Source organism: Acidovorax sp. 94, assembly GCF_003634645.1.
Lineage (GTDB): Bacteria > Pseudomonadota > Gammaproteobacteria > Burkholderiales > Burkholderiaceae_C > Acidovorax > Acidovorax facilis.
Genome location: NZ_RBJA01000001.1, coordinates 2,783,003 through 2,805,564, shown reverse-complemented (window position 1 = coordinate 2,805,564; position 22,562 = coordinate 2,783,003). Strand labels below are relative to the sequence as shown.

At 65.7% G+C, this 22,562-nt stretch carries 26 protein-coding genes; 9 read left to right on the top strand and 17 right to left on the bottom strand.

Annotation, left to right across the window (positions count from 1 at the left end; all coding sequences use genetic code 11):
• Position 1: 1 nt before the first annotated feature.
• From C8C94_RS12920 to C8C94_RS12900, 5 genes are all read right to left on the bottom strand, one after another.
• Complete coding sequence (locus C8C94_RS12920; RefSeq protein WP_121420980.1) at positions 2 to 1,957, bottom strand: autotransporter assembly complex family protein; 1,956 nt, start codon at positions 1,955 to 1,957, stop codon at positions 2 to 4.
• Positions 1,958 to 2,090: 133 nt separating this feature from the next.
• Positions 2,091 to 3,278, bottom strand: a complete 1,188-nt coding sequence (locus C8C94_RS12915) for a VWA domain-containing protein (RefSeq protein ID WP_121420979.1) — start codon at positions 3,276 to 3,278, stop codon at positions 2,091 to 2,093.
• An 18-nt stretch (positions 3,279 to 3,296) separates the two neighbouring features.
• On the bottom strand, positions 3,297 to 3,899 hold the full coding sequence (locus C8C94_RS12910; protein ID WP_121420978.1) for a GNAT family N-acetyltransferase: 603 nt from the start codon (positions 3,897 to 3,899) through the stop codon (positions 3,297 to 3,299).
• A gap of 16 nt (positions 3,900 to 3,915) precedes the next feature.
• Positions 3,916 to 4,152, bottom strand: a complete 237-nt coding sequence (locus tag C8C94_RS12905; protein WP_055401590.1) for a hypothetical protein — start codon at positions 4,150 to 4,152, stop codon at positions 3,916 to 3,918.
• 10 nt (positions 4,153 to 4,162) lie between these two features.
• A complete protein-coding gene (locus C8C94_RS12900; protein WP_055401588.1) occupies positions 4,163 to 5,017 on the bottom strand; it encodes a MoxR family ATPase in 855 nt (284 codons plus the stop codon).
• Positions 5,018 to 5,123: 106 nt separating this feature from the next.
• Here C8C94_RS12900 and C8C94_RS12895 point away from each other — a divergent pair, with 106 nt between their 5' ends.
• On the top strand, positions 5,124 to 5,786 hold the full coding sequence (locus C8C94_RS12895; protein ID WP_055401586.1) for a cytochrome c: 663 nt from the start codon (positions 5,124 to 5,126) through the stop codon (positions 5,784 to 5,786).
• Between the two features lie 62 nt (positions 5,787 to 5,848).
• On the opposite strand, the gene C8C94_RS12890 is transcribed toward C8C94_RS12895, so the two are convergent.
• Complete coding sequence (locus C8C94_RS12890; protein ID WP_233573458.1) at positions 5,849 to 6,304, bottom strand: DUF3429 domain-containing protein; 456 nt, start codon at positions 6,302 to 6,304, stop codon at positions 5,849 to 5,851.
• 240 nt (positions 6,305 to 6,544) lie between these two features.
• Between C8C94_RS12890 and C8C94_RS12885 the strand changes: the two genes are divergently transcribed.
• Entirely contained in the window at positions 6,545 to 7,807 is a 1,263-nt protein-coding gene (locus C8C94_RS12885; RefSeq protein ID WP_199726962.1) for a putative Na+/H+ antiporter, read from the top strand.
• 26 nt (positions 7,808 to 7,833) lie between these two features.
• On the opposite strand, the gene C8C94_RS12880 is transcribed toward C8C94_RS12885, so the two are convergent.
• A complete protein-coding gene (locus C8C94_RS12880; protein WP_010459392.1) occupies positions 7,834 to 8,268 on the bottom strand; it encodes a DUF1841 family protein in 435 nt (144 codons plus the stop codon).
• Positions 8,269 to 8,468: 200 nt separating this feature from the next.
• On the opposite strand from C8C94_RS12880, the gene C8C94_RS12875 reads away from it, so the two are divergent.
• Positions 8,469 to 8,690, top strand: coding sequence for a hypothetical protein (locus C8C94_RS12875; protein WP_176886849.1), 222 nt, complete (start codon positions 8,469 to 8,471; stop codon positions 8,688 to 8,690).
• Positions 8,691 to 8,831: 141 nt separating this feature from the next.
• Here C8C94_RS12875 and C8C94_RS12870 read toward each other — a convergent pair whose 3' ends face one another.
• Positions 8,832 to 9,632, bottom strand: a complete 801-nt coding sequence (locus C8C94_RS12870; protein ID WP_121420975.1) for an IclR family transcriptional regulator — start codon at positions 9,630 to 9,632, stop codon at positions 8,832 to 8,834.
• A 91-nt stretch (positions 9,633 to 9,723) separates the two neighbouring features.
• Here C8C94_RS12870 and C8C94_RS12865 point away from each other — a divergent pair, with 91 nt between their 5' ends.
• From C8C94_RS12865 to C8C94_RS12845, 5 genes are all read left to right on the top strand, one after another.
• On the top strand, positions 9,724 to 10,425 hold the full coding sequence (locus tag C8C94_RS12865) for a 3-oxoacid CoA-transferase subunit A (RefSeq protein ID WP_121420974.1): 702 nt from the start codon (positions 9,724 to 9,726) through the stop codon (positions 10,423 to 10,425).
• 29 nt (positions 10,426 to 10,454) lie between these two features.
• Complete coding sequence (locus tag C8C94_RS12860; RefSeq protein ID WP_121420973.1) at positions 10,455 to 11,105, top strand: 3-oxoacid CoA-transferase subunit B; 651 nt, start codon at positions 10,455 to 10,457, stop codon at positions 11,103 to 11,105.
• A gap of 35 nt (positions 11,106 to 11,140) precedes the next feature.
• Positions 11,141 to 12,355, top strand: a complete 1,215-nt coding sequence (gene pcaF / locus C8C94_RS12855) for a 3-oxoadipyl-CoA thiolase (RefSeq protein WP_121420972.1) — start codon at positions 11,141 to 11,143, stop codon at positions 12,353 to 12,355.
• A gap of 5 nt (positions 12,356 to 12,360) precedes the next feature.
• A complete protein-coding gene (locus tag C8C94_RS12850; protein ID WP_370449767.1) occupies positions 12,361 to 13,092 on the top strand; it encodes an SDR family NAD(P)-dependent oxidoreductase in 732 nt (243 codons plus the stop codon).
• A gap of 163 nt (positions 13,093 to 13,255) precedes the next feature.
• Entirely contained in the window at positions 13,256 to 14,260 is a 1,005-nt protein-coding gene (locus tag C8C94_RS12845; RefSeq protein WP_055398564.1) for a tripartite tricarboxylate transporter substrate binding protein, read from the top strand.
• 100 nt (positions 14,261 to 14,360) lie between these two features.
• Here C8C94_RS12845 and C8C94_RS12840 read toward each other — a convergent pair whose 3' ends face one another.
• The gene (locus C8C94_RS12840) at positions 14,361 to 14,963 is read right to left on the bottom strand and encodes a short chain dehydrogenase (protein WP_121422838.1); all 603 of its coding nucleotides are present in this window, start codon (positions 14,961 to 14,963) and stop codon (positions 14,361 to 14,363) included.
• A gap of 130 nt (positions 14,964 to 15,093) precedes the next feature.
• Between C8C94_RS12840 and C8C94_RS12835 the strand changes: the two genes are divergently transcribed.
• Positions 15,094 to 15,987, top strand: a complete 894-nt coding sequence (locus C8C94_RS12835) for a LysR family transcriptional regulator (protein ID WP_121420970.1) — start codon at positions 15,094 to 15,096, stop codon at positions 15,985 to 15,987.
• A 21-nt stretch (positions 15,988 to 16,008) separates the two neighbouring features.
• On the opposite strand, the gene C8C94_RS12830 is transcribed toward C8C94_RS12835, so the two are convergent.
• The 8 genes from C8C94_RS12830 to C8C94_RS12795 form a co-directional block, all read right to left on the bottom strand.
• Entirely contained in the window at positions 16,009 to 17,298 is a 1,290-nt protein-coding gene (locus C8C94_RS12830; RefSeq protein ID WP_121420969.1) for a type II toxin-antitoxin system HipA family toxin, read from the bottom strand.
• Positions 17,295 to 17,927: a helix-turn-helix transcriptional regulator gene (locus C8C94_RS25875; RefSeq protein ID WP_233573457.1), complete on the bottom strand. Its 633-nt coding sequence runs from the start codon at positions 17,925 to 17,927 to the stop codon at positions 17,295 to 17,297. Before C8C94_RS25875 ends, C8C94_RS12830 begins: the two co-directional genes overlap by 4 nt.
• Before the next feature lie 225 nt (positions 17,928 to 18,152).
• On the bottom strand, positions 18,153 to 18,596 hold the full coding sequence (locus tag C8C94_RS12820) for a PaaI family thioesterase (protein WP_121420968.1): 444 nt from the start codon (positions 18,594 to 18,596) through the stop codon (positions 18,153 to 18,155).
• Entirely contained in the window at positions 18,593 to 19,285 is a 693-nt protein-coding gene (locus tag C8C94_RS12815; RefSeq protein ID WP_121420967.1) for a transglutaminase family protein, read from the bottom strand. The genes C8C94_RS12820 and C8C94_RS12815 overlap by 4 nt, the downstream gene beginning before the upstream one ends.
• 105 nt (positions 19,286 to 19,390) lie before the next feature.
• Positions 19,391 to 20,035, bottom strand: coding sequence for a trimeric intracellular cation channel family protein (locus tag C8C94_RS12810; protein WP_121420966.1), 645 nt, complete (start codon positions 20,033 to 20,035; stop codon positions 19,391 to 19,393).
• Between the two features lie 157 nt (positions 20,036 to 20,192).
• Positions 20,193 to 20,543: a hypothetical protein gene (locus C8C94_RS12805; RefSeq protein WP_121420965.1), complete on the bottom strand. Its 351-nt coding sequence runs from the start codon at positions 20,541 to 20,543 to the stop codon at positions 20,193 to 20,195.
• A complete protein-coding gene (locus C8C94_RS12800; protein WP_121420964.1) occupies positions 20,540 to 21,370 on the bottom strand; it encodes a hypothetical protein in 831 nt (276 codons plus the stop codon). Before C8C94_RS12800 ends, C8C94_RS12805 begins: the two co-directional genes overlap by 4 nt.
• A 47-nt stretch (positions 21,371 to 21,417) precedes the next feature.
• Positions 21,418 to 22,560 (bottom strand): PepSY domain-containing protein, encoded by a 1,143-nt coding sequence (locus C8C94_RS12795; protein WP_121420963.1) that lies wholly within the window; start codon positions 22,558 to 22,560, stop codon positions 21,418 to 21,420.
• Positions 22,561 to 22,562: the final 2 nt, after the last annotated feature.

Below are 22,562 nucleotides of genomic sequence, written 5' to 3'. Positions count from 1 at the left end.
ATCAGAAGCTGAACCCCAGCCGCAGGTGCAGCCGCACCTCCTTGGTTTTCACGCCATAGGCCAGGTCGGCCTGCAGCGGCCCCACAGGGCTGCGCCAGCGCACGCCAGCGCCAATGCCCACGCGCGGGTCCAGGTCGCCCAGGCGGTCGGCCACCGCGCCAGCATCCACGAACAGCGTGCTCTCCCAGTCGGTCATGGCGCCCTGGTAGACGATGGGGCGCTGCCATTCGACGCTGCCCACGGCCAGGTAGCGGCCGCCGTAGAGCTGGCCGTTGTCGGTGCGGGCGCCGATGCTGCGGTAGCCGTAGCCACGCACGGTGGTGTCACCCCCGGTCAGGAAGAGTTGGGTGACAGGGATCTGCGCGCCATCGCGCGCAAGCACGGCCCCGCCCTCTGCGCGCAAGGCCACGCGGGCGCTGCGCCCCACACCAGCGGCGTCCTGCACGCGGCCTGCGGGAATGAACGACTGCCAGCGCACCAGGGTGCGCACAAACGGGTCGCGCTCAGGCCGCAGCGTGGTGCCCAGCCCCAGCTCCACGGCGATGCCATGGCCGCGCGTGGGGGCGGTGGCGCTGTTGAAGTAGCGGCCCGTCCAGCCGTAGTTCACGCTCAGGGCCGTGCTGGTGTCGGACGGCGACTGCACGTTGGTGGCAAGCCCCTGGCTGTTGGCGTAGTCGTACTGCAGGAAGTAGTTGCGGTCGATGTTCTTGGTGCTTTTGCTGCGGCCATAGCGCACGCGCCCGCTGTTGACGTCGTAGTCGCCCGTCGCCTCGCGCTGCAGCTGGGCGCCTGCAAACCAGCGCCAGCCGTTGTTGTTGGGCAGGTCGGTCCATTCGCTGCTGGCGTGTTTGGTCTCGCGGTCCAGCGAGAGCTTGCTCACCGCGCGCCAACCGATGACGGGCAACTGGTTGTGGATGTGCTCCAGCGACAGGCGCGCGCCGCTGTCCGTCGAGAAGCCGGGGCCGAACACCAGCTTTTGCATCGGTGCCTCACGCACCTGGGCCACCACGGGCGCGGCCTGCGGGTCAGTGCCCTCGGTGTCGAGCGTGAGGAACACCGAATCGTAGTAACCGCTGCTGGCCAGCCGCAGCTGGGCGTCGAGCAGTTCGGCCTCGTCATACACCGCGCCTGTGGGCAGGCGTGCCAGGCGCCGGGCGCCGTCGGGGTCGTAGCGCTGGCTGCCCTCTACCCGCAGCGGCCCGAAGCGGTAGGGCGGGCCGGGCTCGTAGGTCACGCTGAGCTTTGCCGCGTGTTGGTCGGCATCGATCTCGGCCCGGCTGCTGGCGATGCGGGCGGTGGGGTGCCGGCGCGCCTGCAGCTGGCGCAGGCCGTCGTTCTTGGCCGAGTCCCAGGCAGACTGGGTGAACGGCTGGCCCGGCTGCAGGGACCAGTTGCGCTGCACGCGCTGCTGCTGGCGGATGCTGGCGCTGGTACCGGTTTCTTCTGTTGGTCGCTCCGCGCTGGAGCTGTCCGTGCCGCCCGTGTCGCCCGTGAAGTCGATGTCCGCGCTGGCAATGCGGGTCTGCGGGCCGGGCTGCACCGTGACCACCACCGTGCGCGGTGCAGCCTTGCTGTCGGGCGTTTCGGTCAGCTCCACCGTGATGGTGGGTGCAAAGTAGCCCATCGTGCCCAACAGTTCGCGGGCGTTGGCATCGGCTGCGCCCAGCAGGCGCTGCAGCTCGTTGGCGTGGAGATCGGGCAGGTGGCGAAAGCGCTGCAGTTCCAGGTGGCGCTCCAGCGTCTCGCGCACGTTGGCGGGGGCGTTGACCTGAACGGCGAAAGAGGGCGTGCCCGATTCGGCAATGGCCGGGGTGGGCGCCGAGCCTGTGCTCTCGCTATCCTCATCGCGCGGCAGCAGGCTGCAGCCCTGCAGGCACAGCGCGCTGAAAAGCAGCAACGCCGACCATGGGGCCGGCGTTGAGAAAAGGGCAGTGGGGCGCAGGACGCGAAAAGGCACGGCAGGAGAAGGTGGTTTGGGTGGTTGGGGCTGGCTGCAAAACCGGCCCACCGCCACTATGCACCGAAAATCAGCCCGGTCGTGTCAGACAGTTCCGCGCGATGGGCTCCAAAGCGCTGGGGCCCCATCCCGCCTACTTCGACAGCAGCCGCATGGTCTCTTCCAGCCCCTTGAGCGACAGCGGGTACATGCGGTTGCTCACCAGTTGCTGGATGATGCTGATGCTCTGGCGGTACTGCCATACGCCCTGGGGCTCGGGGTTGATCCACGCAAACTTGGGGAAGGCGTGCGTGAGGCGCTGAATCCACTCGGCGCCCGCTTCCTCGTTGTTGTATTCCACACTACCGCCGGGCTGCAGGATTTCGTAGGGGCTCATGGTCGCGTCGCCCACAAAGATCAGCTTGTAGTCCTTGTTGTACTTGCGGATGATGTCCAGGGTCGGAAACTTCTCGGCAAAGCGGCGGCGGTTGTTCTTCCACATGAAGTCGTACACGCAGTTGTGGAAGTAATAGAACTCCAGGTGCTTGAACTCGCTCTTGACCGCGCTGAAAAGCTCTTCCACCCGCTGGATGTGCTCGTCCATGGTGCCGCCCACGTCCATCAGCAGCAGCACCTTCACGTTGTTGTGCCGCTCGGGCACCATCTTGATGTCCAGGTAACCTGCGTTGGCGGCCGTGCTGCGGATGGTGTCTGGCAGGTCCAGCTCCAGCTCATGCCCCTCGCGCGCAAACTTGCGCAGGCGGCGCAGCGCCACCTTGATGTTGCGCGTGCCCAGCTCCTGCTGGTCGTCGTAGTCCTTGTAGGCGCGCTGCTCCCACACCTTCACCGCGCTCTTGTTCTTGCCCGCGCCGCCAATGCGCACGCCCTGCGGGTTGTAGCCGCCGTGGCCGAACGGGCTGGTGCCGCCCGTGCCGATCCACTTGCTGCCGCCCTCGTGGCGCTCCTTTTGTTCTTCGAGGCGCTTCTTCAGCGTCTCCATCAGCTCGTCCCAGCCCATCTTCTCGATGGCGGCCTTTTGCTCGGGCGTCAGCTCGTTCTCCAGGATCTTGCGCAGCCAATCGGCCGGGATCTCCTTGGTGAAGTCGGCCACCATCTCCACGCCCTTGAAGTAGGCGCCAAAGGCCCGGTCGAACTTGTCGTAGTGCTTCTCGTCCTTGACCAGCGTGAGGCGCGAGAGGTTGTAGAAGTCGTCCAGGCTCCATGCGTCATCCGACTTGGGGCCCACCACACCGGCCTGCAGGGCTTCGAGCAGGGTGAGGTATTCCTTGACCGACACGGGCAACTTGGCCGAGCGCAGGGTGTAGAAGAAGTCGATCAGCATGATTTTGGCCTCCAGCGCTTATTTGGTAAGCGTTCGACGCTCTAAAAGATATAGCAACTGCGCCTTGGCCTCAGGCCACTCGCCTGAGCGCATGCTGTACATCACCGTGTCGCGAATGGTGCCGTCGCGGCGCAGCGCGTGGCCGCGCAGCACGCCGTCCTTCTTGGCGCCCAGGCGTTCGATGGCTTTTTGCGATGCAAAGTTGTAGTTGTCGGTGCGCCAGCCCACCACATGGCAGCCCAGCGTGTCGAAGGCGTGGCCCATCATCAAGAGCTTGGCGGTGGTGTTGACGTGGGTGCGCTGCACACTTTGGCAGTACCAGGTCCAGCCGATCTCCACGCGCTTCACGGCCGGCACGATGTCGTGGTAGCTGGTGGAGCCGAGCACCTTGCCGGTGGCGTCATCCACCACAGCAAAGGCAAAGCGGTTCCCGTCTTCGCGCATCTTCAAGGCGGCTTCGATGTACGCGCGGGTGTCCTGGGGCTCGGGTACCGAGGTGATGCGCAGCTTCCACAGTTCGCCATCGGCCGCAGCGGCGGCCAAGCCGTGTTCGTGGGAGAGCGCCAGGGGCTCCAGGCGGATGCCTCGGTCGCGCAGGGTGACTGGTTCTACAAAAGCCATGGGTCTTTTCTCTTCGTCAATCCTTGGAGGGCTTGTTGCGCCGACTGGTCTGCCAGCGCCGCGCAGCGTGCAGGCCCAGGCCGCCGCCCAGTCCCACCAGGGCAATGCCCACCAGGGCCGGGGTGCCGTAGCCTGGCGCAAAGATGTCCATGCCCAGCCACTGACCCAGCCAGAAACCGGCGAGTGCGCCGCCAACAAAACCAATGGCGTCGGCAATGCCGTCTGCCAGCGAAGGGGTAGGGTGTTGGGACATTGCCGGGGAGTCAGCGGTTGCGCTGATTCATGAACACCAGCTTTTCGAACAGGCTCACGTCCTGTTCATTCTTGAGCAGCGCCCCCACCAGCGGGGGTACCGCCACTTTGTTATCGGCGCTTTGCAAGGCGGTGAGGGGAATGTCTTCTGCCACCAGCAGCTTGAGCCAGTCGATCAGTTCGCTGGTCGATGGCTTCTTCTTGAGGCCCGGCAGATTGCGCACGTCATAGAACGTCTTCATCGCCACGCTGAGCAGCTCGCTCTTGAGCGTGGGGAAGTGCACGTTGATGATCTGCCGCATGGTGTCGGCCTCGGGGAACTTGATGAAGTGGAAGAAGCAGCGGCGCAGGAAGGCGTCGGGCAGCTCCTTTTCGTTGTTCGACGTGATGAACACCAGCGGGCGGTGCTTGGCCTTGATGAGTTCGCGCGTTTCGTAGCAGTAGAACTCCATGCGGTCGATCTCGCGCAGCAGGTCGTTCGGGAATTCGATGTCGGCCTTGTCGATCTCGTCGATCAGCAGTGCCACGGGCCGGTCGGCCGTGAAGGCCTGCCACAGCACGCCCTGGATGATGTAGTTGCGGATGTTCTTCACGCGCTCTGCGCTGTCGCCGTCGTTGAGCTGGCTGTCCCGCAAGCGACTCACGGCGTCATATTCATACAGGCCCTGCTGGGCCTTGGTGGTGGACTTGATGTGCCACTGCAACAGCGGCATGTCCAGCGCCTGGGCCACTTCCTCGGCCAGCATCGTCTTGCCCGTGCCGGGCTCGCCCTTGATCAGCAGCGGCCGTTGCAGCGTGATGGCGGCATTGACGGCGAGCATCAGGTCCTGGGTGGCGACGTAGTTCTGGGAGCCTTGGAATTTCATGGGGGAAAACACCGGATCGTTGATGAATGGGCTTGACAGGGCGCTGGCTATAATCGGCGGCTGATCAGAGCCCAGAGCTGAACTTCCACGAGATTGTGCGCGCAAAATGAACAAAACGCTGACCACGCTATTTGCCCTGGCTGTCGCTTCCGTGACCGCCTTGTCCCATGCCCAGGAAGCCAAAGGCGACGTGGAAGCCGGCAAGCAAAAGATTGCCATGTGCATTGGCTGCCACGGCATTGTTGGCTACCAGGCCAGCTTTCCTGAGATCCACAAGGTGCCCATGATCTCGGGCCAAAGCGCCAAGTACATTGCGGCAGCGCTGGTCGCCTACCAGAAGGGCGAGCGCAAGCACCCCACCATGCGTGGCATCGCCGAGTCGTTGTCCGAGAAGGACATCGCTGACGTGTCGGCCTACTACGAACAGCACGGCAAGACGGGGGCCGAACTGCCCGCCAAGCCCGGCCGCGAACCCAGTGTGCAGGTGGCCGAGCTGCTGAAGAAGGGCGCCTGCGTGTCATGCCATGGCGACAACTTCGCCAAGCCCATTGATCCCTCGTACCCCAAGATCGCCGGCCAGCATGCCGACTACCTCTTCGTGGCCCTCAAGTCCTACAAGGTGGAGAAGAACGCCAATGTGGGCCGTGGCAACGCCATCATGGGCGGTGTGGCCAAGCAGTTCACCAACGCTGAGCTGAAGGCGCTGTCCAACTACATCAGCGGCCTCGAAGGCGATCTGCACACGGTGCCCCAGTCGCGTTTCCGTTAAACGACAGACCACCGTTGATAAAAAGCCCGCTTCGGCGGGCTTTTTGCTGGGCCATCGAATCGTCAGCGGCTGGCGGCCATGGCGCCCACGGCCAGGCACACGCAGGCCGTGGTTGTCAGGCGCCAGCGCAGCGGCAAGTACCACGCCGGCAGCGATGTGCGTGCGGCCAGCCGATGGTCTTGCACCAGGTGCGCCACAAAGCCTGTCACCAGCAGCGCTGCCCCTCCCGCTGGGGGTAACAGCGTCGCAGGCCAGGCCATCAGCGATGGCACCACACTCCACACAAAGCAGCGTGTGCGCTCGGCGGTGCTGAGGCCGCTCAGCGCCATGGCGAAGCCCCAGTGCAGCGCTCCCACAAAACTCAGAATCACCGCGCCATAGGCCAGTAGCGCCGCGCTCCACCAGGGCGTGCTGGGTGCCCACAGGCCCCCAGCCGCCAGTGCCACAAACGGCAGCAGGCCACCATAGCCCAGCCAGGCCACGGGACCAGGGATCGGCGCAGGGGGTGGTGAAGTCAAGGGTTGTGCGGATGGGTGACTGTGCATGGTGCCTCCGGGTACGGTGCCCGCATTGTCTGGAAAGCGCGACTCCCGAGTAGGGTGCATGGTTGTGTGTATGCCGTGAGAGGCGTTCCAAGCGCGCTGCGCCTACACGGAGCCGCCGTTGTGCAACGGTAAAATGGAGGCTGGGTGTCGGCGCCATGGTGGCCCGGCAGGTTCATGCGCTGGTCGGGCCGCCACGCGGTTTTTCTGCGACCCATGAACTCCTCTCCCACCCTGATTCAGGTGATCGGTGCCGTCCTGTTCGGCCTGGCCATCCTCCACACCTTCTCCACCAAGTATTTCGAACGCCTGGCGCACACGCAGCCCAAGCATGCGGGCATCTGGCATTTGCTGGGCGAGGTCGAGGTGGTCTTCGGCTTCTGGGCGCTGGTGCTCATGCTGTTCATGTTCTCCATCAGCGGCAAGCAGGAGGCCACGGCCTACCTGGACTCGCGCAATTTCACCGAACCGCTGTTTGTGTTCGCGATCATGGTGATTGCGGCTACGCGGCCGATTCTTCAGATGGCTGGCTCCGCGGTGCGGGTGTTGGCAAGGTGCATGCCTTTTCAGCGCGGTGTGGCGATGTACTTTGTGGTGTTGTCCGCCGTTCCGCTGCTGGGCTCCTTTATCACCGAGCCTGCTGCGATGACGCTGGCGGCACTGATGCTGCGTGACATCCTGTTTTCGCAGCCTTTGTCGAACAAGCTCAAGTATTCGACCATTGGCGTGCTGTTCGTCAACATCTCGATCGGCGGCACCCTCACGCCGTTCGCCGCGCCGCCGGTGCTCATGGTGGCGGCGCAGTGGAACTGGGACCTGTGGTTCATGGTGTCCAACTTTGGCTGGAAGGCGGCCGTCGCGGTGGTGGTCAACGCCGGTATCGCCACGCTGCTGTTTCGCCAACAGGTGGGGCACATGGGACGCAAGATCACGACGCACGAGGCGCCCGTGCCTGTGTCCGTGATGCTGGTGCATCTGGTATTCCTGGGGCTTGTCGTGCTGTTTGCGCACCACCCGGCAGTCTTCATGGGCCTGTTCCTGTTTTTCATGGGGTTCACCACGGCCTACCAACGCCACCAAAACCCGCTGATCCTGCGGGAGGCCTTGCTGGTGGCTTTCTTCCTGGCCGGGCTGGTGGTGCTGGGTGGTTTGCAGCAGTGGTGGCTGCAGCCGGTGCTCATGAAGATGGACGCCAATGCCGTGTTCTTTGGGGCGGCGGCGCTCACTGCCTTCACAGACAACGCTGCGCTGACCTACCTGGGCTCTTTGGTCGAAGGCCTGAGCGACGAGTTCAAGGTCGCGTTGGTGGCGGGTGCAGTAACGGGTGGGGGGCTGACTGTGATTGCCAATGCACCCAACCCCGCAGGCGCGGCAATCCTGAAAGAGAAGTTCGCTGACAACGCCATCCACCCCTTGGGGCTGCTGCTGGGTGCCTTGCCACCTACCATGGTGGCGGTGCTGGCGTTCAAGTTATTGTGACCGGCCAGCGGACGTAGCGTGGGTGGTCAGTCCCGTGTGGCGCGCCGCTGCACGCAGGCGATGTAGGCGTCGCCATCGGGCGGACGGCCTGCGCGCTGGCTCTCCCACAGCATCTCGCCCAGGCAGTCCATGGCGGCATGGTGCGCGTCGTGCAAGGAGTCGAGCCGTGCCGTCAGCAGTTCCACCGCCTGGCGGATGCCGCGCGGCTGGTCGATGCTGCACTGCTCGCTGATGGACAGGTGCATCGAGAGGTGCAGGAAGGGATTGGTCTGCCCCGGTGTTTCGTCGTAGTTGCGGGCCACGGCCGCATCGGCGTCGGACAGGTCGGCGTGGTACTCGGGGTGCTCGGCGATCCACAGGCTGGCCAGCGTCTCGATGGCTTCCATGGGGGCGCCGCTCTGGGTCTTGGCGTGCACACCGCACAGAAAGCGGCGCACATCGGCTTGGGAGGGGCTGAACATGGGGCGTGAGGGTAGCACGCAGGGCAAGAGCCTGGAGCGCACAGGGGAAGGCGGTTCGGATCGCGCCCGCCTGCTACATCGCGCCGGGGCGGCGTCCTACGCTGGCCCTGCGCTGGCGCACCTACATTGGGCTGGCGCAAAGGTCGGGAGCCGGGTCCACTTTGTCGCAGTCCTCCAAACCCGGCATCGGGAGAAGTGTCATGAATGCAATGCGAATCGTTGGTGTGCTGTTGTTGGTGGTGGGGCTGGCCGGGTTTTTGACCGGCGGCTTCAGCTTTACCAAGGACACCACCCAAGCCAAGCTGGGCCCGCTGGAGCTCACCGTGAAGGAAAAAGAATCCGTCAATATCCCCCAGTGGATGAGCCTGGGTGCGATGGTGCTGGGCGGCGTGGTGCTGGTGCTGGGGTTTCGCAAGAACTGATTTCACCTGTCATGGCGAGCGACTGGAGTTACGACTCCGGTTCTTGCCCTCTCCAACTAAGACGGGAGTCGGTGCTTTAGCACGGGCTGCTCGTTGCGGGGGGGGATCATCGGCTTTTCTCGGTGTGCCTTCCTCCCTTCGTCATCCCCTCGGTGCGCCCATCATGCGCGAGATGGTCCGGGCCGCACTCAGCAGTGTGGGCAGCAGGCGCTCCTGCATCACCGCCGCACTTGTGCGATTGGCCTGACCGCTGATGTTGAGCGCCGCCACCGTCTGCCCCGTGCGGTTGGTCAGCGGCGCAGCAATCGATATCAAGCCCTCTTCCAGTTCCTGGTTCACCAGGCACCAGCCCTGCTGCCGCGCCTGGCGTATGTGGGCCAGCAGTGCATCCACATCGGTGGTGGTGTGTTCGGTAAAGCGCTGCATGGGGTGGCCTTGCAGCCGGGCCTGCAGTTCGTCGTCCGGCAACCCCGCCAGCAGCATGCGGCCCATGGACGTCCAGCACGCGGGCAGGCGCGAGCCCACGCCCAGCGTGGTGCGCATGATCTTGTGGGTGGGCACGCGCAGCACATAGACGATGTCCAGGCCGTCGAGCACGGCGGCCGATGACGATTCGCGCACCTCTTCCACCAGGTCTTCCATCACCGGCTCGGCCAGGTTCCAGATGGGCAGCGAAGACAGGTACGCAAACCCCAGGTCCAGGATGCGCGGGCTCAGGCGAAACAGCTTGCCGTCCGTCTCCACATAGCCCAGCGTCTGCAGCGTGAGCAGGATGCGGCGCGCGCCTGCGCGGGTCAGGCCAGTCTGCACGGCGACTTCGCTCAAGGTTTGCTGCGGTGTGGCCGCGCTGAACGAGCGGATCACCTCCAGCCCGCGCGCGAACGACTGCACATAGCTGTCGCTCGGTTTGGGGTCTTTGGCTTCAGGGGTTTGGGAATTCATACGTATGCCAACTATAATTCTTTAAGCGAACATTTGTTCTATATGCGAACAAATTTCAAAGAGACAACAGAGAAACCAAGAAAGCGTTGCAATGATCAACAAACTGGCGGACTCGGTGGCCCAGGCCCTTGCGGGGGTGAAGGATGGTGCCACGGTGTTGATTGGCGGGTTCGGCACGGCCGGCATTCCGGGCGAGCTGATCGATGGCCTCATTGCCCAGGGCGCGCGGGACCTCACGGTGGTCAACAACAACGCAGGCAATGCCGACCAGGGCCTGGCCGCGTTGCTCAAGGCCGGGCAGGTGCGCAAGATCATCTGCAGCTTTCCGCGCCAGGTGGATAGCTATGTGTTCGACGACCTGTACCGCAGTGGCAAGCTGGAGCTGGAACTGGTGCCCCAGGGCAATCTGGCCGAGCGTCTGCGCGCTGCGGGTGCGGGCATCGGCGCCTTTTTCTGCCCCACGGCCTATGGCACCGAATTGGCTGCAGGCAAGGAAACGCGTGAGATCAATGGCAAACACTACGTGCTCGAATACCCCATCCATGGCGATGTGGCCCTGGTCAAGGCCGAGAAGGGCGACCGCTGGGGCAACCTGACCTACCGCATGTCGGCGCGCAACTTTGGCCCTGTGATGGCCACGGCTGCCAAGACCACGATTGCCACCGTGCACGAGGTGGTGGAACTGGGCGCGCTCGACCCCGAGGCCATCGTCACCCCGGGCATCTACGTGAGCCATGTGGTCAAGATCGACCGCACGGCCACGCAGGCGGGTGGATTCAAGAAATCGGCATGAAATCGGCACCTACCGCACAAGGATAAAGCGTGAGCAGCTATCAAAAGCGTAGTAAAGAAGAACTGGCGAAGCGCGTGGCGCAAGACATCCACGACGGCGCCTACGTCAACCTGGGCATCGGCCAGCCCACCCTGGTGGCCAACCACATCCCAGCGGGCCGCGAGGTCATCCTGCAAAGCGAAAACGGCATCCTGGGCATGGGCCCTGCGCCCGCTGCGGGGCTGGAGGACTACGACCTCATCAACGCCGGCAAGCAGCCGGTGACGCTGCTGCCCGGCGGTGCGTATTTTCACCACGCCGACAGCTTCGCGATGATGCGCGGCGGGCACCTCGACATTTGCGTGCTGGGCGCTTTTCAGGTCAGCGCCACGGGCGACCTGGCCAACTGGAGCACGGGCGAGCCCGGCGCCATCCCGGCGGTCGGCGGTGCCATGGACCTGGCCATCGGCGCCAAGCAGACCTGGGTGATGATGGACCTGCTGACCAAGCAGGGCGCGAGCAAGATCGTGACGCAATGCACCTACCCGCTCACCGGTGTCGCGTGCGTGAAGCGCATCTACACCGATCTGTGCACACTGGCCTGCACACCCACCGGGCTGCAGCTCATCGACACCGCGCCCGGCCTGCGGTTGCCTGAGCTGGAGCAACTGGTGGGCCTGCCCATCCGCCCCGCCGCCTGACCGAATCCAACCCCCAGAAACGAGGAGACAAAACCATGAGCCAAGCTCAACGCCAAGCCTTCATCTGCGACGCCATCCGCACCCCCTTCGGGCGCTACGGCGGCGCGCTCTCCAGCGTGCGCACCGACGACCTGGGCGCCATCCCCATCAAGGCGCTGATGGAGCGCAACCCCGGCGTGGACTGGGCCGCCGTCACCGACGTGCTCTATGGCTGCGCCAACCAGGCCGGTGAAGACAACCGCAACGTGGCCCACATGAGCAGCCTGCTGGCGGGCTTGCCGATCGACGTGCCCGGGGCCACCATCAACCGCCTGTGCGGCTCGGGCCTGGACGCCGTGGGCACCGCAGCGCGCGCCATCAAGGCGGGCGAGGCGGGCCTGATGATTGCAGGCGGCGTGGAGAGCATGAGCCGTGCGCCCTTCGTCATGCCCAAAGCAGAGTCGGCCTTCAGCCGCAGCAACGCGGTGTACGACACCACCATCGGCTGGCGCTTCATCAACAAGCTGATGAAGGAAAAGTACGGCGTCGACTCCATGCCCGAAACCGCCGAGAACGTGGCCACCGACTTCAAGATCGAGCGCGAAGCCCAGGACCAGATGGCGCTGCGCAGCCAGCTCAACGCCGTGGCCGCCATCCAGGCCGGGCATCTGGCGCGCGAGATCGTGCCGGTGCACATCCCGCAAAAGAAGGGCGACGCCATCATCGTGAGCCAGGACGAACACCCGCGTGAGACCAGCATCGAAGCGCTGGCCAAGCTCAAGGGCGTGGTGCGGGAGGGTGGCACGGTGACGGCGGGCAATGCTTCCGGCGTGAACGACGGCGCCTGCGCGCTGCTGCTGGCTGATGAAGCCAACGCCGCCAAATATGGCCTCAAGCCCCGCGCCCGCGTGGTGGGCATGGCCGTGGCCGGTGTGGCGCCGCGCATCATGGGCTTCGGCCCCACGCCCGCCACGCTGAAGGTGCTGGCGCAGACGGGCCTGACCATCGACCACATGGACGTGATCGAACTGAACGAAGCCTTTGCCGCGCAAGGCCTGGCCGTGCTGCGTGCCCTGGGCATCAAGGACGACGACGCCCGAGTGAACGCCTGGGGCGGCGCCATTGCGCTGGGCCACCCGCTGGGCGCCAGCGGCGCGCGCCTGGTCACCACTGCCATCAACCGCCTGCACGAACACGCCGGCCAGTACGCGCTGTGCACCATGTGCATCGGCGTGGGGCAGGGTATTGCCATCATCCTGGAGCGCGTGTGACCGCAATTGATAAAAGCACTCCCGTCACGGTCGTCACCGGCGCCAGCAACGGCATCGGCCGCGCCATCGCCGAGGCCGTTCTGGCCCAGGGCCACGCGGTGGTCAACCTGGACTATGTGCTGCCCAGCTGGAGCCACCCGCAACTCACCTCCTACCAGGGAGACCTGACCGACGAAGCATCGACTCGCGAACGCGCGGCCGAGATCTCGGCCAAGCACAACGTGACGGCGCTGGTGAACAACGCGGGCGCCACGCGCCCCGGCACCATCGACACTGCCACCACCGCGCAGCTCGACGACGTGGTGGGCCTGCACCTGCGCGCGCCCATGCTGCTGGTGCAAGCGTTCCTGCCCACGCTGCGCGCCAGCGGGCAGGGCCGCATCGTCAACATGTCGTCGCGCGCAGCGCTGGGCAAGGGCGAGCGCATCGTGTACTCCGCCACCAAGGCTGGAATGATCGGCATGACACGCACGCTCGCCATGGAGCTGGGGCGTGACGGCATCACCGTCAACGCCATCGGCCCCGGCCCGATTGCGACTGAACTCTTCCGACAGAGCAACCCTGAGGGTGCGCCGCAGACGCAGCGCATCCTGAACAGCATTGCCGTGGGCCGCATGGGCACGCCCGACGACGTGGCGCGCGCAGCGCTGTTCTTCCTCTCGCCCGACAACGGATTCGTGACCGGGCAGGTGCTGTACGTGTGCGGCGGCACCACGCTGGGAGTGGCGCCTGTTTAGCAACCTGAACTGATCTTCCCTGCCGCTCCGCGAGGGGCGCACCCCCGTTCTCGCCCGGAGGCTTCGGCGCCCGGTTGAGGCCATGGCGCGGCCAGACGCGGACCAACGCAGCACTGGTGGCACCGACCCATTCATTCATCCACCTTCTTGAAGGAGACAAACCATGACCCGTTCCATCCACACCACCCGCCGCTTCGCGCTGTCGGCCGCTGCCTGCGCCGCTATCGCAGGGGCTGGCCTGCTGGGCAGCAGCGCTGCGCTGGCCCAGACCTACCCCAGCAAGCCCGTCACCATCGTCGTGCCCTTTGCCGCAGGCGGCACCACCGACATCCTGGCGCGCATCATCGGCCAGGCGCTGACCACCGAACTCGGCCAGTCCGTCATCGTCGACAACCGCGCAGGCGCGGGCGGCAACATTGGCGGCTCCATGGCTGCCAAGGCCCCGGCGGACGGCTACACGCTGTTCATGGGAACGGTGGGCACGCACGCCATCAATGCCAGCTTGTACAAGAAGATGCCGTTTGACCCCGTGAAGGACTTCGCGCCGCTGACCCGCGTGGCCAATGTGCCGAACCTGCTGGTGGCCAACCCCGCCCAGCCGTTCAAGACGGTGCCCGAGTTGATTGCCTACGCCAAGGCCAACCCCGGCAAGCTCAACTTCGGTTCGTCGGGCAGCGGCAGCTCCATCCATCTGTCGGGCGAGCTGTTCAAGAGTCTCGCCAAGGTGGACATGGTGCACGTGCCCTACAAGGGCAGCGCACCCGCTGTCACCGACCTGCTGGGCAACCAGATCGGCATCATGTTCGACAACATGCCCTCGGCCATCCAGCATGTTCGCAGCGGCAAACTGGTGCCCATTGCCGTGACCACCGCCAAGCGCTCACCCGAGCTGCCCAACGTGCCCACCATCGCCGAAGCGGGTGTGGCGGGCTACGAAGCCACGTCGTGGTTCGGCATGTTTGCCCCCGCAGGCACGCCCGCGCCAGTGCTGGCCAAGCTGAACACCGCGTTGGTCAAGGTGCTGAACCAGGCCGATGTGAAGAAGAAGATCAATGACCAGGGCGCGGAAGCCATGAGCGAAACGCCCGCGCAGTTCGCCGCCTTCATCCAGGCCGAGTCGGTGAAGTGGGGCAAGGTGGTGAAGGAGTCGGGCGCAAGTCTCGACTGATCTGCGCCTTTGATCACCGCAGCTACCAAGTTGATAGCTGCTGCCGCTTGTTAGACGGGCGGCAGCAGCTATTTTTTCTTTCAAATCCAGGTGGTGTGGCTCACTGAACCCGGTACACCCGCCCCGTCTGCGCCCCTTCCACGCTGCGCTGGTAGCCGCGCGCGGCGCGCTCGGCAGACACCGTGTCGAACCCCGGGAAGAACGGCCCGTACACGCCCACGGATTCGGTGAGGATGGTGGGGCTCACGGCGTTGATGCGCAGGCCGCGCGGCAGCTCAATGGCGGCAGCGGCCACAAAGCCCTCGATGGCCGCGTTCACCGCCGTGGCATTGGCGCCGTTGCGGATGGGCTCGATCGAGAGGATGCCCGCCGTCAGCGTGATGGAGCCGCCATCGTTCAAGTACTTCTGGCCGACCAGCGCCAGTTGCACCTGGCCCAGCAGTTTGTCTTGCAGGCCCAGGTTGAATTGCTCGGCTGTCATCTCGGCCAGCGGGCCAAAGTGCAGGTTGCCTGCAGTGCTCACAATGGCATCGACTTTGCCCACCGCCTCGAAAAGCTTTACGACCGAGCCTGGCTGCGAGAAGTCCGCACGGTGCTCGCCGCTGCTGCGGCCGACGGTGATCACGTCGTGGCGTGCGCCCAGGTTGGCCTGCACGGCCTGGCCGATGGTGCCGCTGGCGCCGATGAGAAGAATCTTGGACATGGTGTTTTCCTTGGGTGTCAAAAAGGGTTGATGAAGAACTGACAGCCCGATTCTTTTGCTAATCAATCAATGCATAAAGTGCCTGCGAGTTATGCTTGTGCTAACTATTGATTAGGAATATCCAGGAGCCATGGACAAGCTGCGCAACATGGAAGTCATGGTGGCCGTGGTGGAGGCGGGCAGCTTTGCGGCCGCCGCGCGGCAGCTGCAGATATCGGCGGTGATGGTGGGCAAGCACATCCAGCAGCTCGAAACCCACCTGGGGGCGCGCCTGTTCCAGCGCAGCACGCGCCAGAACAGCCTGACCGAGGTGGGTGCCGCGTTCTACGAAGACAGCAAACGCGTGCTGGAGCAGGTGCGATGGGCCGAATCGGCCGTGGAGCGCAGCCGCGCCGTGCCACAGGGCCTGCTGCGCGTGAGCGCGCCTTTTACCCTGGGCAGCCATGTCATCGCGCCGCTGGTGGCGGAGTTTCTGCAGCGCCATGAGCAGGTGCGTGTGGACCTGCAGCTCACCGACAGCGTGGTGGACATGGCGGGTGAGGGGTTCGATGCCGCCATCCGCATCGGCCGCATCGTGGACGAAGGCCTGGTGGCCCGCTCACTGCGCCCCTACCGCATGGTGATTGCCGCCACGCCCGCCTATCTGGCGCGCCATGGCACGCCACAGGGCGCGGCCGACCTGGCCCGCCACCAGTGCCTGAGCCACTCGGTGTGGCAGCGCCGTGTGGAATGGACGCTGCGCGATGGCAACGAGGAGTTCTTCTGGCCGGAGAACGCGCGCTTCGTTTGCAACCAGGGCGATGGCCTGCGCCAGGCGGCGCTGCGTGGGCTGGGTCTCGTCATGCAGCCTGAGGTGCTACTGGCCGACGACCTGGCCAGCGGCGCGCTGGTGCCCGTGCTGCAGCGTTGCCTGCCCGCACAGCGCGATGTGCACTTGGTGTACGCGCCCGACCGGCGGCAACTGCCCAAGCTGGCGCGGTTTGTGGAGTACGTGGTGGGGACGCTGGGCGTAGATGGCCACTGACTGAGCTATACGGCAGCAGGCTCAGCAGAATGCTTTGCGCTGGTCCTTGAGTGCATCGCGGTCGATGCTCGCCGCGAGCTGTTCCATGTCGGCCGCGCAGACGCCGTGCTGCGCAAAATGCAGCGGCCATTGCTCTATCGCGTGAGCAACCTCCTGAATCAACCCGATGGCCCGGGAGCGGGTGAGACCGAATTCGCTCAGGTCGGTCAGCGCGTTGTCCAGCGTGGACTGCGCGCCGTGCTGGCCCACCACCATGGCCTGGTAGCCCATGTTCTGCAGCGTGGGCACCACGTCGAACGCGGGGGCCAGGTCGTAGTAGCCGTCAAAACCCAGCCGCAGGCAGTGGTTGCGCTCATGGTCATCGGTGTTGTCCATGAGGATGTTGAACACCATGCGCCGAAACAGCTCTTCGCGCAGGGCTTTTTGCCGGTCGGGGTGCGCCTGGCGCAGCAGCACGGTGGCCAGTGCGCCATAGCTTTCTGCCAAGCCTGCCGCAGCCAGCGCCGTTTTGGCAGAAATGCAATGCACGCGCAGGCTCAGGGCGTCCATCTGCACCCGGTCAAACCTCTGGATGGTCAGCGCATGGCGCTGCGGCCCCCGGCCCCGCCTTGATGGGATGGGCAGCACACCCGTGGTGGCAACGTGGATGCCTGCCAGGGCTGCCAGCGTCATGGTGGCGTGTTCGATGAGAGGCGTATCCACGGTGTCGTCCAGCTCGCTGAACTTGATGACGCAAGGCCCGCTGTCGGTTTGCAGCAGCGCCTTGGGCCGTGCGCCGCCCAGCGTCACGCCGGGCTGCACCAGCCGCTGAATTTCTGGTGTGACCGGGGCTTGCGACTGCACGTCTTCCACCGCCCGCACCATGGCCTCCAGATCGCGCAGTTGCGGATACGGCCCGATGCGGCGCGGGATGTAGTGGTCGGCCGATGTGGAGATGCCCAACGCGCCAAAGCGGTCGTCGCCAGCGAACAGCAGCATCTCCAGAATCGAAAGGCGCGCGGGGCGGTCGATGTGGCGGATGATGCGCTCGCCCCACCGGTCTGGCCGCGCATCGTCGATGGCGCCGGGCGCGCTGTCCTTGTGGCCTGCGCTGAACGTCTGGCCTGCGATGAGGGGCAGGTCTTCGCTCAGCGCAAACTGCCACCAGTCTGTGGCGTAGCTGAAAGTGGCGCAGTTGGGCACCAGCTGCGACAAACCCACCGCCCCGGTCAGCACCGGCTGGGCGGGGTTGACCAGCGTCCAGACATACAGCGTGTCGTGCGGCACATAGGAGCGCGGCGTGACCTGCTGCGCGTGGTGCTGCTGGCTCATGGCCGCGCTTTCTTCTGGCCCGCGATCAGTGCGGCCAGGCCTGCGGCGGTGCTGTTGGGCTGGCGCTTTGGCGCGCCGAGTCCTGTAACTCGAATGGCTTGCCGGATCTGTTCTTCGGGGCCCAGTCCAGCGACCTTCTGCGCGGCCCCAATGGTTGGTTTGGCAGGGCTTGCTTCCTCGAAGGAGCCCTTCATCTCTTCGGCAACGTGCACGGTCCCCAAGTGGGCAGGTGCGTTGGTTTTGGAGACGGACGGCAAGGCGGCAGGCTTTGCGTTGCTTGCTGGCGTCTTTGCGTCTTTCTGCACCGTCTTCTGTGCAGCGCGCCGGGGGCGGGCTTTGGTTACCTCAAGCTCCAGCGATGTGAGGTCGTTCTGCGGCGCAATCAGGTCGGCTAACCCATGGGCCTGGTTGATGAGCCACATGCACATCACATACGACGCCATCGACACCGACGGGTCGCCCCGCTCAATGCGCGCCATGGTCGGCTGGGACACGCCCAGCCGCTGGGCCCACTGGGCTTGTGTTTCCTTGCGGCGCTTGCGAGAAATCACGATGTTCTGCGCGAGCAACGCGATCTGCTGGAGGACCGCCTGGGGGTAGTCAGCGGGCTTGGTGTTTTGAGACGGCATTCATAGATATTAGTTCAAGAAGGATTTTTTAAACATCTATGAATTATTTGCAGGTGACTGAGGGCAAGAGTTGAATGGTATAAATTATTCATAGATGCGCGTGAATGCGAGAAAAAATAACATCTATGAATTAAATGATGCTGAGCTGTCGGCAAGGTCGTGCAACAAGGGGGCAATCAGCACAAGGACGTGCTGCTACGCGCCGCCATGCCGGGCCTACAGGGCTCACTCCACAGCGTCGCTGGGCACCGCAGGCCCGATCTTGAACACCCCGCTCACCCGCGCACAGGGCACGCCATCGGCCGTCACCAGTCCCTGAGCAAACACCAGCGAGCGTGTGACGCGCAGCGGCTCGGCCTCGCCCTGCACCCAGGCGCCCAGCGAGGCAGGGGCCAGGTAGTCGATCTGCAGGCTGATGGTGGGCAGGAAGCGGTCGGCCACCTGATCGCTTTTGCGGTGCACCGACAGCGGCAGCAGCATGTCGCAAAAGCTGGCCATCATGCCGCCGTGCAGGTTGTTCATGGGGTTCACATGGCGGCGTTCCACGCGAAAGCCGAACTGCACCACGCGGCCTTCGTGGCGCAGGTAGAGCGGGCCGTTGTGCTGGATGAACGGGCCGCCGGATTGCAGCGGCGCAAAGCCCGGTGGGATCTCGGCATGGCTGCTCATGCGCGGGACTCCTTCTCCACATCTTGCGCAAAGCTGGCGCCCTGCAGGCTGCTGTGGGTGGCACCGTCCTCGGGCAGCCAGCCGCTGTACACCGTGCGGAAGTCCGCCACGATCTGCGCCAGCGGCATGTCGTCAAACGCGCCGCGCTGATGCACATATTCCATGTGGCGCGCGCCGGATTTGTCGAACGGGTGGTAGATCGAATCGTTCTCGCCATCGAACTCCAGCGGCAGCAGTCCAAAGCGCTCGCACAGCTCGATGTTGAACGCGGGCGTGGCCTTGCGCCAGGCTCCATCGAGCCAGATGTCGGTGTAGCCGTGCCAGATGAAGAGGTCGGTCTTCATCGTCTCTCGCATGCGCTCGGTGCTGAGGTGGTTGCGCACATCGGCAAAGCCCATGCGTGCCGGTATGCCCGCCGCGCGGCATGCGGCGGTGAGCAGCGCGGCCTTGGGCACGCACCAGCCGTGGCCGTTGGCCAGCACCGTGCTGGCTGCCATGCCCTGGTGCGAGAGGTCGATGCGGTAGGGGTCGTAGCGAAAGCCGTCACGCACGGCCAGGTACAGGGCCACGGCACGGTCACGGTCGGTGGCGCCGCGCGCGTATTGGGCGGCAAAGGCCTGGATGGAAGGTGCGTCGCTGTCGATAAGGGCCGTGGCACGCAGGTGGGCGGGCGTGGGTGCGGTGGTCATTATGGTGTGTCTCCTTCAGTCGGACGGAGGCCAGTGTGCGGGCCCCGGGCACCCGATGCTGTCACAGGCGCGCCAGCCAGGCGCGGCTGGGGCTCGATGCCCCCATCACACCCGCCACGCAGGCAGCTCCCAGTTGCGCCACAGCGCCAGCCCGCGCAGCCCGGCCGTGAGCAGCACGCAGGCCAACAGCGGTGCCCAGTCGGGCGCCTGCAGGTGGCGCAGCGCCACGTCGGCCCAGCCACCCGCAAACGCACACAGCGCATAGGGCCGATGGTCGCTGAAGGCCTGGGGCACCTCGTTGCACAGCACATCGCGCAGCACGCCGCCGAACACGCCGGTGGTCACACCCATCATCACGCTGATGATGGGCGGCATGCCGATGGCGGTGGCAATGTCCACGCCCACGGCGGCAAACAGGCCCAGGCCGATGGCGTCGGGCAGCAGCATGGCGCGTTCGGTGGGCTTGAAGTGGCGCTGGCGCATGAACAGCATGGCGCCCACGCACAGGGCCAGGATGCCCCAGACAAAACCCGTGTGGCGCACCCAGAAGAAGGGCCGCTGGTCCAGCAGCAGGTCGCGCAGCGTGCCGCCGCCAAAGGCGGCCACAAAGGCCACCACACACACGCCCACCACGTCGAGCCGCTTGCGCGCGGCGGCGATCACGCCCGACAGCGCAAAGGCCACAGTGGCGGCCACTTCCAGAAGAAAGCGCAGGGTGTGCACCCAGGGGGCGTCGAGCAACTGGTCCATGGGCGCGATTGTGCCGTGGAGCGCAGGCGGCGCCGGGCGAGTCGTTGTGCGTGCAGTTGCTATAAAAAATATAGCTATAAAGGCATACTGATCAGGCGCAAAGGCCTGTTTTTTCTCATATCTCAGGTTGGGTACACCCGCAGAGAGGCGCCCCGGCTTACCCCCGCACCAGCAGCCACCCCAGCGCCACCACACAACCCGCGCCCCCCAGTGCCCCCAGGCGCCGCGCCCAGCGCAGCGCGGCCTGCGGCCACAGATTCATGGCCAACACCAGCAGCCAGCCCAGGGCCATCCAGGCGGCGATGACCAGGGCCACCCCCGCAGTGGGCCCGGCGGCAGTGACCGCCACCACGCCCTGCAGCACCATCGTGCCCAGCGCGATGGCCCAGGCCCGGATGCGGTCCGGGGTGCCGTCGCCCCAGGCGCGGGTGGGCACGGACCGCGCCCAATGGCTCAGGCCGACCAGCGATGCCAGTGCGGCACTGGCGCCGATGAGTTCCTCGGTCATGCGGCCTCCGAAGGGTGGTGGCTGCGGGGCTGCACCGGTTGCCGCCGCAGGGCACGCAGCAGGTGCTGCCGCCGTAGCAGCGGCGCGCCTGCAGCGGCTATGCACAGCACCGCAGCGGCGGCCCACTGCCACAGACCCGCCTTGGCCGCCAGGCCGCCAAAGGCCAGCGCGGCCAGCAGCCACAGCGCGGCCGAGGTGCGGGGTGCCCAATGGCGCAGGGTGGCGGCAGGCAGGGCCACCAGCATGGCGAGCAGCAGGCCCAGCATGCCCGACGAGCGCGCGGGCTCGGTGGCAACGATGTGGGCCAGGCGAAACGACTCCACCGCCAGCACGCCACTCAGCCAGAACGGCCCGTGGGCCAGCACCACACCACGGCCCCAACCGCGCGGATGCCAGCGGCGGCGGTTCGTGGCGGGATGTGTTTTGGTGCCTGCAGTGGTCGCTGCATGGCGCGCTGCCTTGCGCCGGGGCGCCTGCACCCGGCTGGGGCCGATAAAGGCCGCGATGCCTGCGCAGGCCAGGCCCACGGCAACCAGGCTGGCGAACATGGCAGGCGCCAGCGCGCTGCCCAGCCCCAGGCCCGTGATGCCCGCCAGGGCCAGCAACCCGCCCGCGCCGCCCAGCGCCACGCGCCAAAGCGCCAGCGTGCGCAGCGCCCATGCGGCCAGGGCTGACAGCAGCAGCCACACGCCGATGAGGGCCCACACCGCCCACACGGGCCGCTGCGCCAGCGAGGGCAGGCCCGCCGGCCCCCACAGGTGCACGAACACCGCCACGATGAGCGCGGCGGGCGTGGTGGCATGCAGGGCCAGAAAGAAACGTTGCATGGGGAGCGAAGCTGTGAAACTGTGAAGGGGGACGCTTGGCGTTGGTGTCAGCCCGCAGCCGCGATGCCGCCCGCTGTGGCCTGTGTGGCCTCGGCCTCGCGCCTGCGCTGCTGGCGCGCATCCAGCCAGATCAGCGTCCCCGAGATCGACAAAAACGCGGGTGTCATGCCCAGAAAGAAATAGAGCCATTTCAGCGCCAGCCCCCCAAAGTCGCCAAAGTGCAGGGGCTCCATCAGCCCATTGACCAGCGACCAGAAGCCCGCCGTGCGCGGGTCGTGCACCTTCTTCGGCACGCCCGTGGCGGCATGAATGTCCACCCGCGCGGTGCTGGCCAGGTGATCGCGCAGGTTGCCGGTGAAACCCACCTCGGCCGTGCTGCTGCCCCAGCGGCGCAGCGACACATAACGCGCCTCCAGCCCCGGCACGGCCTGCTGCGCGGTGGCGTACAGCGCGTCCAGCGACTGCATGGGCACGGGCTCGCTGGCCTCGGCCTTGCGCGCTGGCTTGGAGGCCGTCATTGCTGCAGGGGTGGTGATGTATTGGTAGCCCTGCTCAAACAGCGGCGCCAGCCCCATCCATGCGCCTGTGGCCGCGATCAGGATGTGAAAGCCCAGCCCCCAGATGCCTGCGGACTTGTGCAGGTCCGACATCACCACCCGAAAGCTGCGGCCCCAGCGCTGGGTGAACAGCTCGGCCAGGATCTTGCGGTGGATGACGATGCCCGTGGCAATCAGCACCAGCATCGCCACCCCGAGGAAACCCACGATCCACCGCGGCCCGAAGAACAGGAACACATGCAGCATGCGCAGGTACTGGCCGAGCTGGCTGTCCACCGGGCCCACCACCGTGCCGGTGTCGGAGCGCAAGGCCACCTTGGTGCGGGTGTTGGCGGGCGCGCCACGCTCGCGCACAAAGGCGAAGTAGCTGGGGTTGACCGCATCGGGCAGCGCGATGGTCTCCACCGTCGCGCTTGGGTAGCGGGTGTGCAGCTGTGCCAGCACCGTGTCGAGCGACGCAGGTTTTTGAGAGCGCGGCAACTGGGCCAGCGACGGATTGGCCCACAGGTCGATCTCGTTCTTGAACACCACCACCGCACCCGAAAAGCACACGATGAACATCAGCAGCCCCGTGACGATGCCCGCCCAGGAGTGCAGGGTGAACAGGCGGTTGAGCGTGCGCTGGCTGGTCATGG

Coding starts and splice junctions, on each gene's coding strand:
- C8C94_RS12915 (WP_121420979.1), bottom strand. CDS start 3,278: ATGCTGATCGACTTCTTCTACACCCTGCGCTCGGCCAAGTTGCCCGTG.
- C8C94_RS12910 (WP_121420978.1), bottom strand. CDS start 3,899: ATGGCTTTTGTAGAACCAGTCACCCTGCGCGACCGAGGCATCCGCCTG.
- C8C94_RS12905 (WP_055401590.1), bottom strand. CDS start 4,152: ATGTCCCAACACCCTACCCCTTCGCTGGCAGACGGCATTGCCGACGCC.
- C8C94_RS12900 (WP_055401588.1), bottom strand. CDS start 5,017: ATGAAATTCCAAGGCTCCCAGAACTACGTCGCCACCCAGGACCTGATG.
- C8C94_RS12895 (WP_055401586.1), top strand. CDS start 5,124: ATGAACAAAACGCTGACCACGCTATTTGCCCTGGCTGTCGCTTCCGTG.
- C8C94_RS12885 (WP_199726962.1), top strand. CDS start 6,545: ATGAACTCCTCTCCCACCCTGATTCAGGTGATCGGTGCCGTCCTGTTC.
- C8C94_RS12880 (WP_010459392.1), bottom strand. CDS start 8,268: ATGTTCAGCCCCTCCCAAGCCGATGTGCGCCGCTTTCTGTGCGGTGTG.
- C8C94_RS12875 (WP_176886849.1), top strand. CDS start 8,469: ATGAATGCAATGCGAATCGTTGGTGTGCTGTTGTTGGTGGTGGGGCTG.
- C8C94_RS12870 (WP_121420975.1), bottom strand. CDS start 9,632: ATGAATTCCCAAACCCCTGAAGCCAAAGACCCCAAACCGAGCGACAGC.
- C8C94_RS12865 (WP_121420974.1), top strand. CDS start 9,724: ATGATCAACAAACTGGCGGACTCGGTGGCCCAGGCCCTTGCGGGGGTG.
- pcaF (WP_121420972.1), top strand. CDS start 11,141: ATGAGCCAAGCTCAACGCCAAGCCTTCATCTGCGACGCCATCCGCACC.
- C8C94_RS12845 (WP_055398564.1), top strand. CDS start 13,256: ATGACCCGTTCCATCCACACCACCCGCCGCTTCGCGCTGTCGGCCGCT.
- C8C94_RS12840 (WP_121422838.1), bottom strand. CDS start 14,963: ATGTCCAAGATTCTTCTCATCGGCGCCAGCGGCACCATCGGCCAGGCC.
- C8C94_RS12835 (WP_121420970.1), top strand. CDS start 15,094: ATGGACAAGCTGCGCAACATGGAAGTCATGGTGGCCGTGGTGGAGGCG.
- C8C94_RS12830 (WP_121420969.1), bottom strand. CDS start 17,298: ATGAGCCAGCAGCACCACGCGCAGCAGGTCACGCCGCGCTCCTATGTG.
- C8C94_RS25875 (WP_233573457.1), bottom strand. CDS start 17,927: ATGCCGTCTCAAAACACCAAGCCCGCTGACTACCCCCAGGCGGTCCTC.
- C8C94_RS12820 (WP_121420968.1), bottom strand. CDS start 18,596: ATGAGCAGCCATGCCGAGATCCCACCGGGCTTTGCGCCGCTGCAATCC.
- C8C94_RS12815 (WP_121420967.1), bottom strand. CDS start 19,285: ATGACCACCGCACCCACGCCCGCCCACCTGCGTGCCACGGCCCTTATC.
- C8C94_RS12810 (WP_121420966.1), bottom strand. CDS start 20,035: ATGGACCAGTTGCTCGACGCCCCCTGGGTGCACACCCTGCGCTTTCTT.
- C8C94_RS12805 (WP_121420965.1), bottom strand. CDS start 20,543: ATGACCGAGGAACTCATCGGCGCCAGTGCCGCACTGGCATCGCTGGTC.
- C8C94_RS12800 (WP_121420964.1), bottom strand. CDS start 21,370: ATGCAACGTTTCTTTCTGGCCCTGCATGCCACCACGCCCGCCGCGCTC.
- C8C94_RS12795 (WP_121420963.1), bottom strand. CDS start 22,560: ATGACCAGCCAGCGCACGCTCAACCGCCTGTTCACCCTGCACTCCTGG.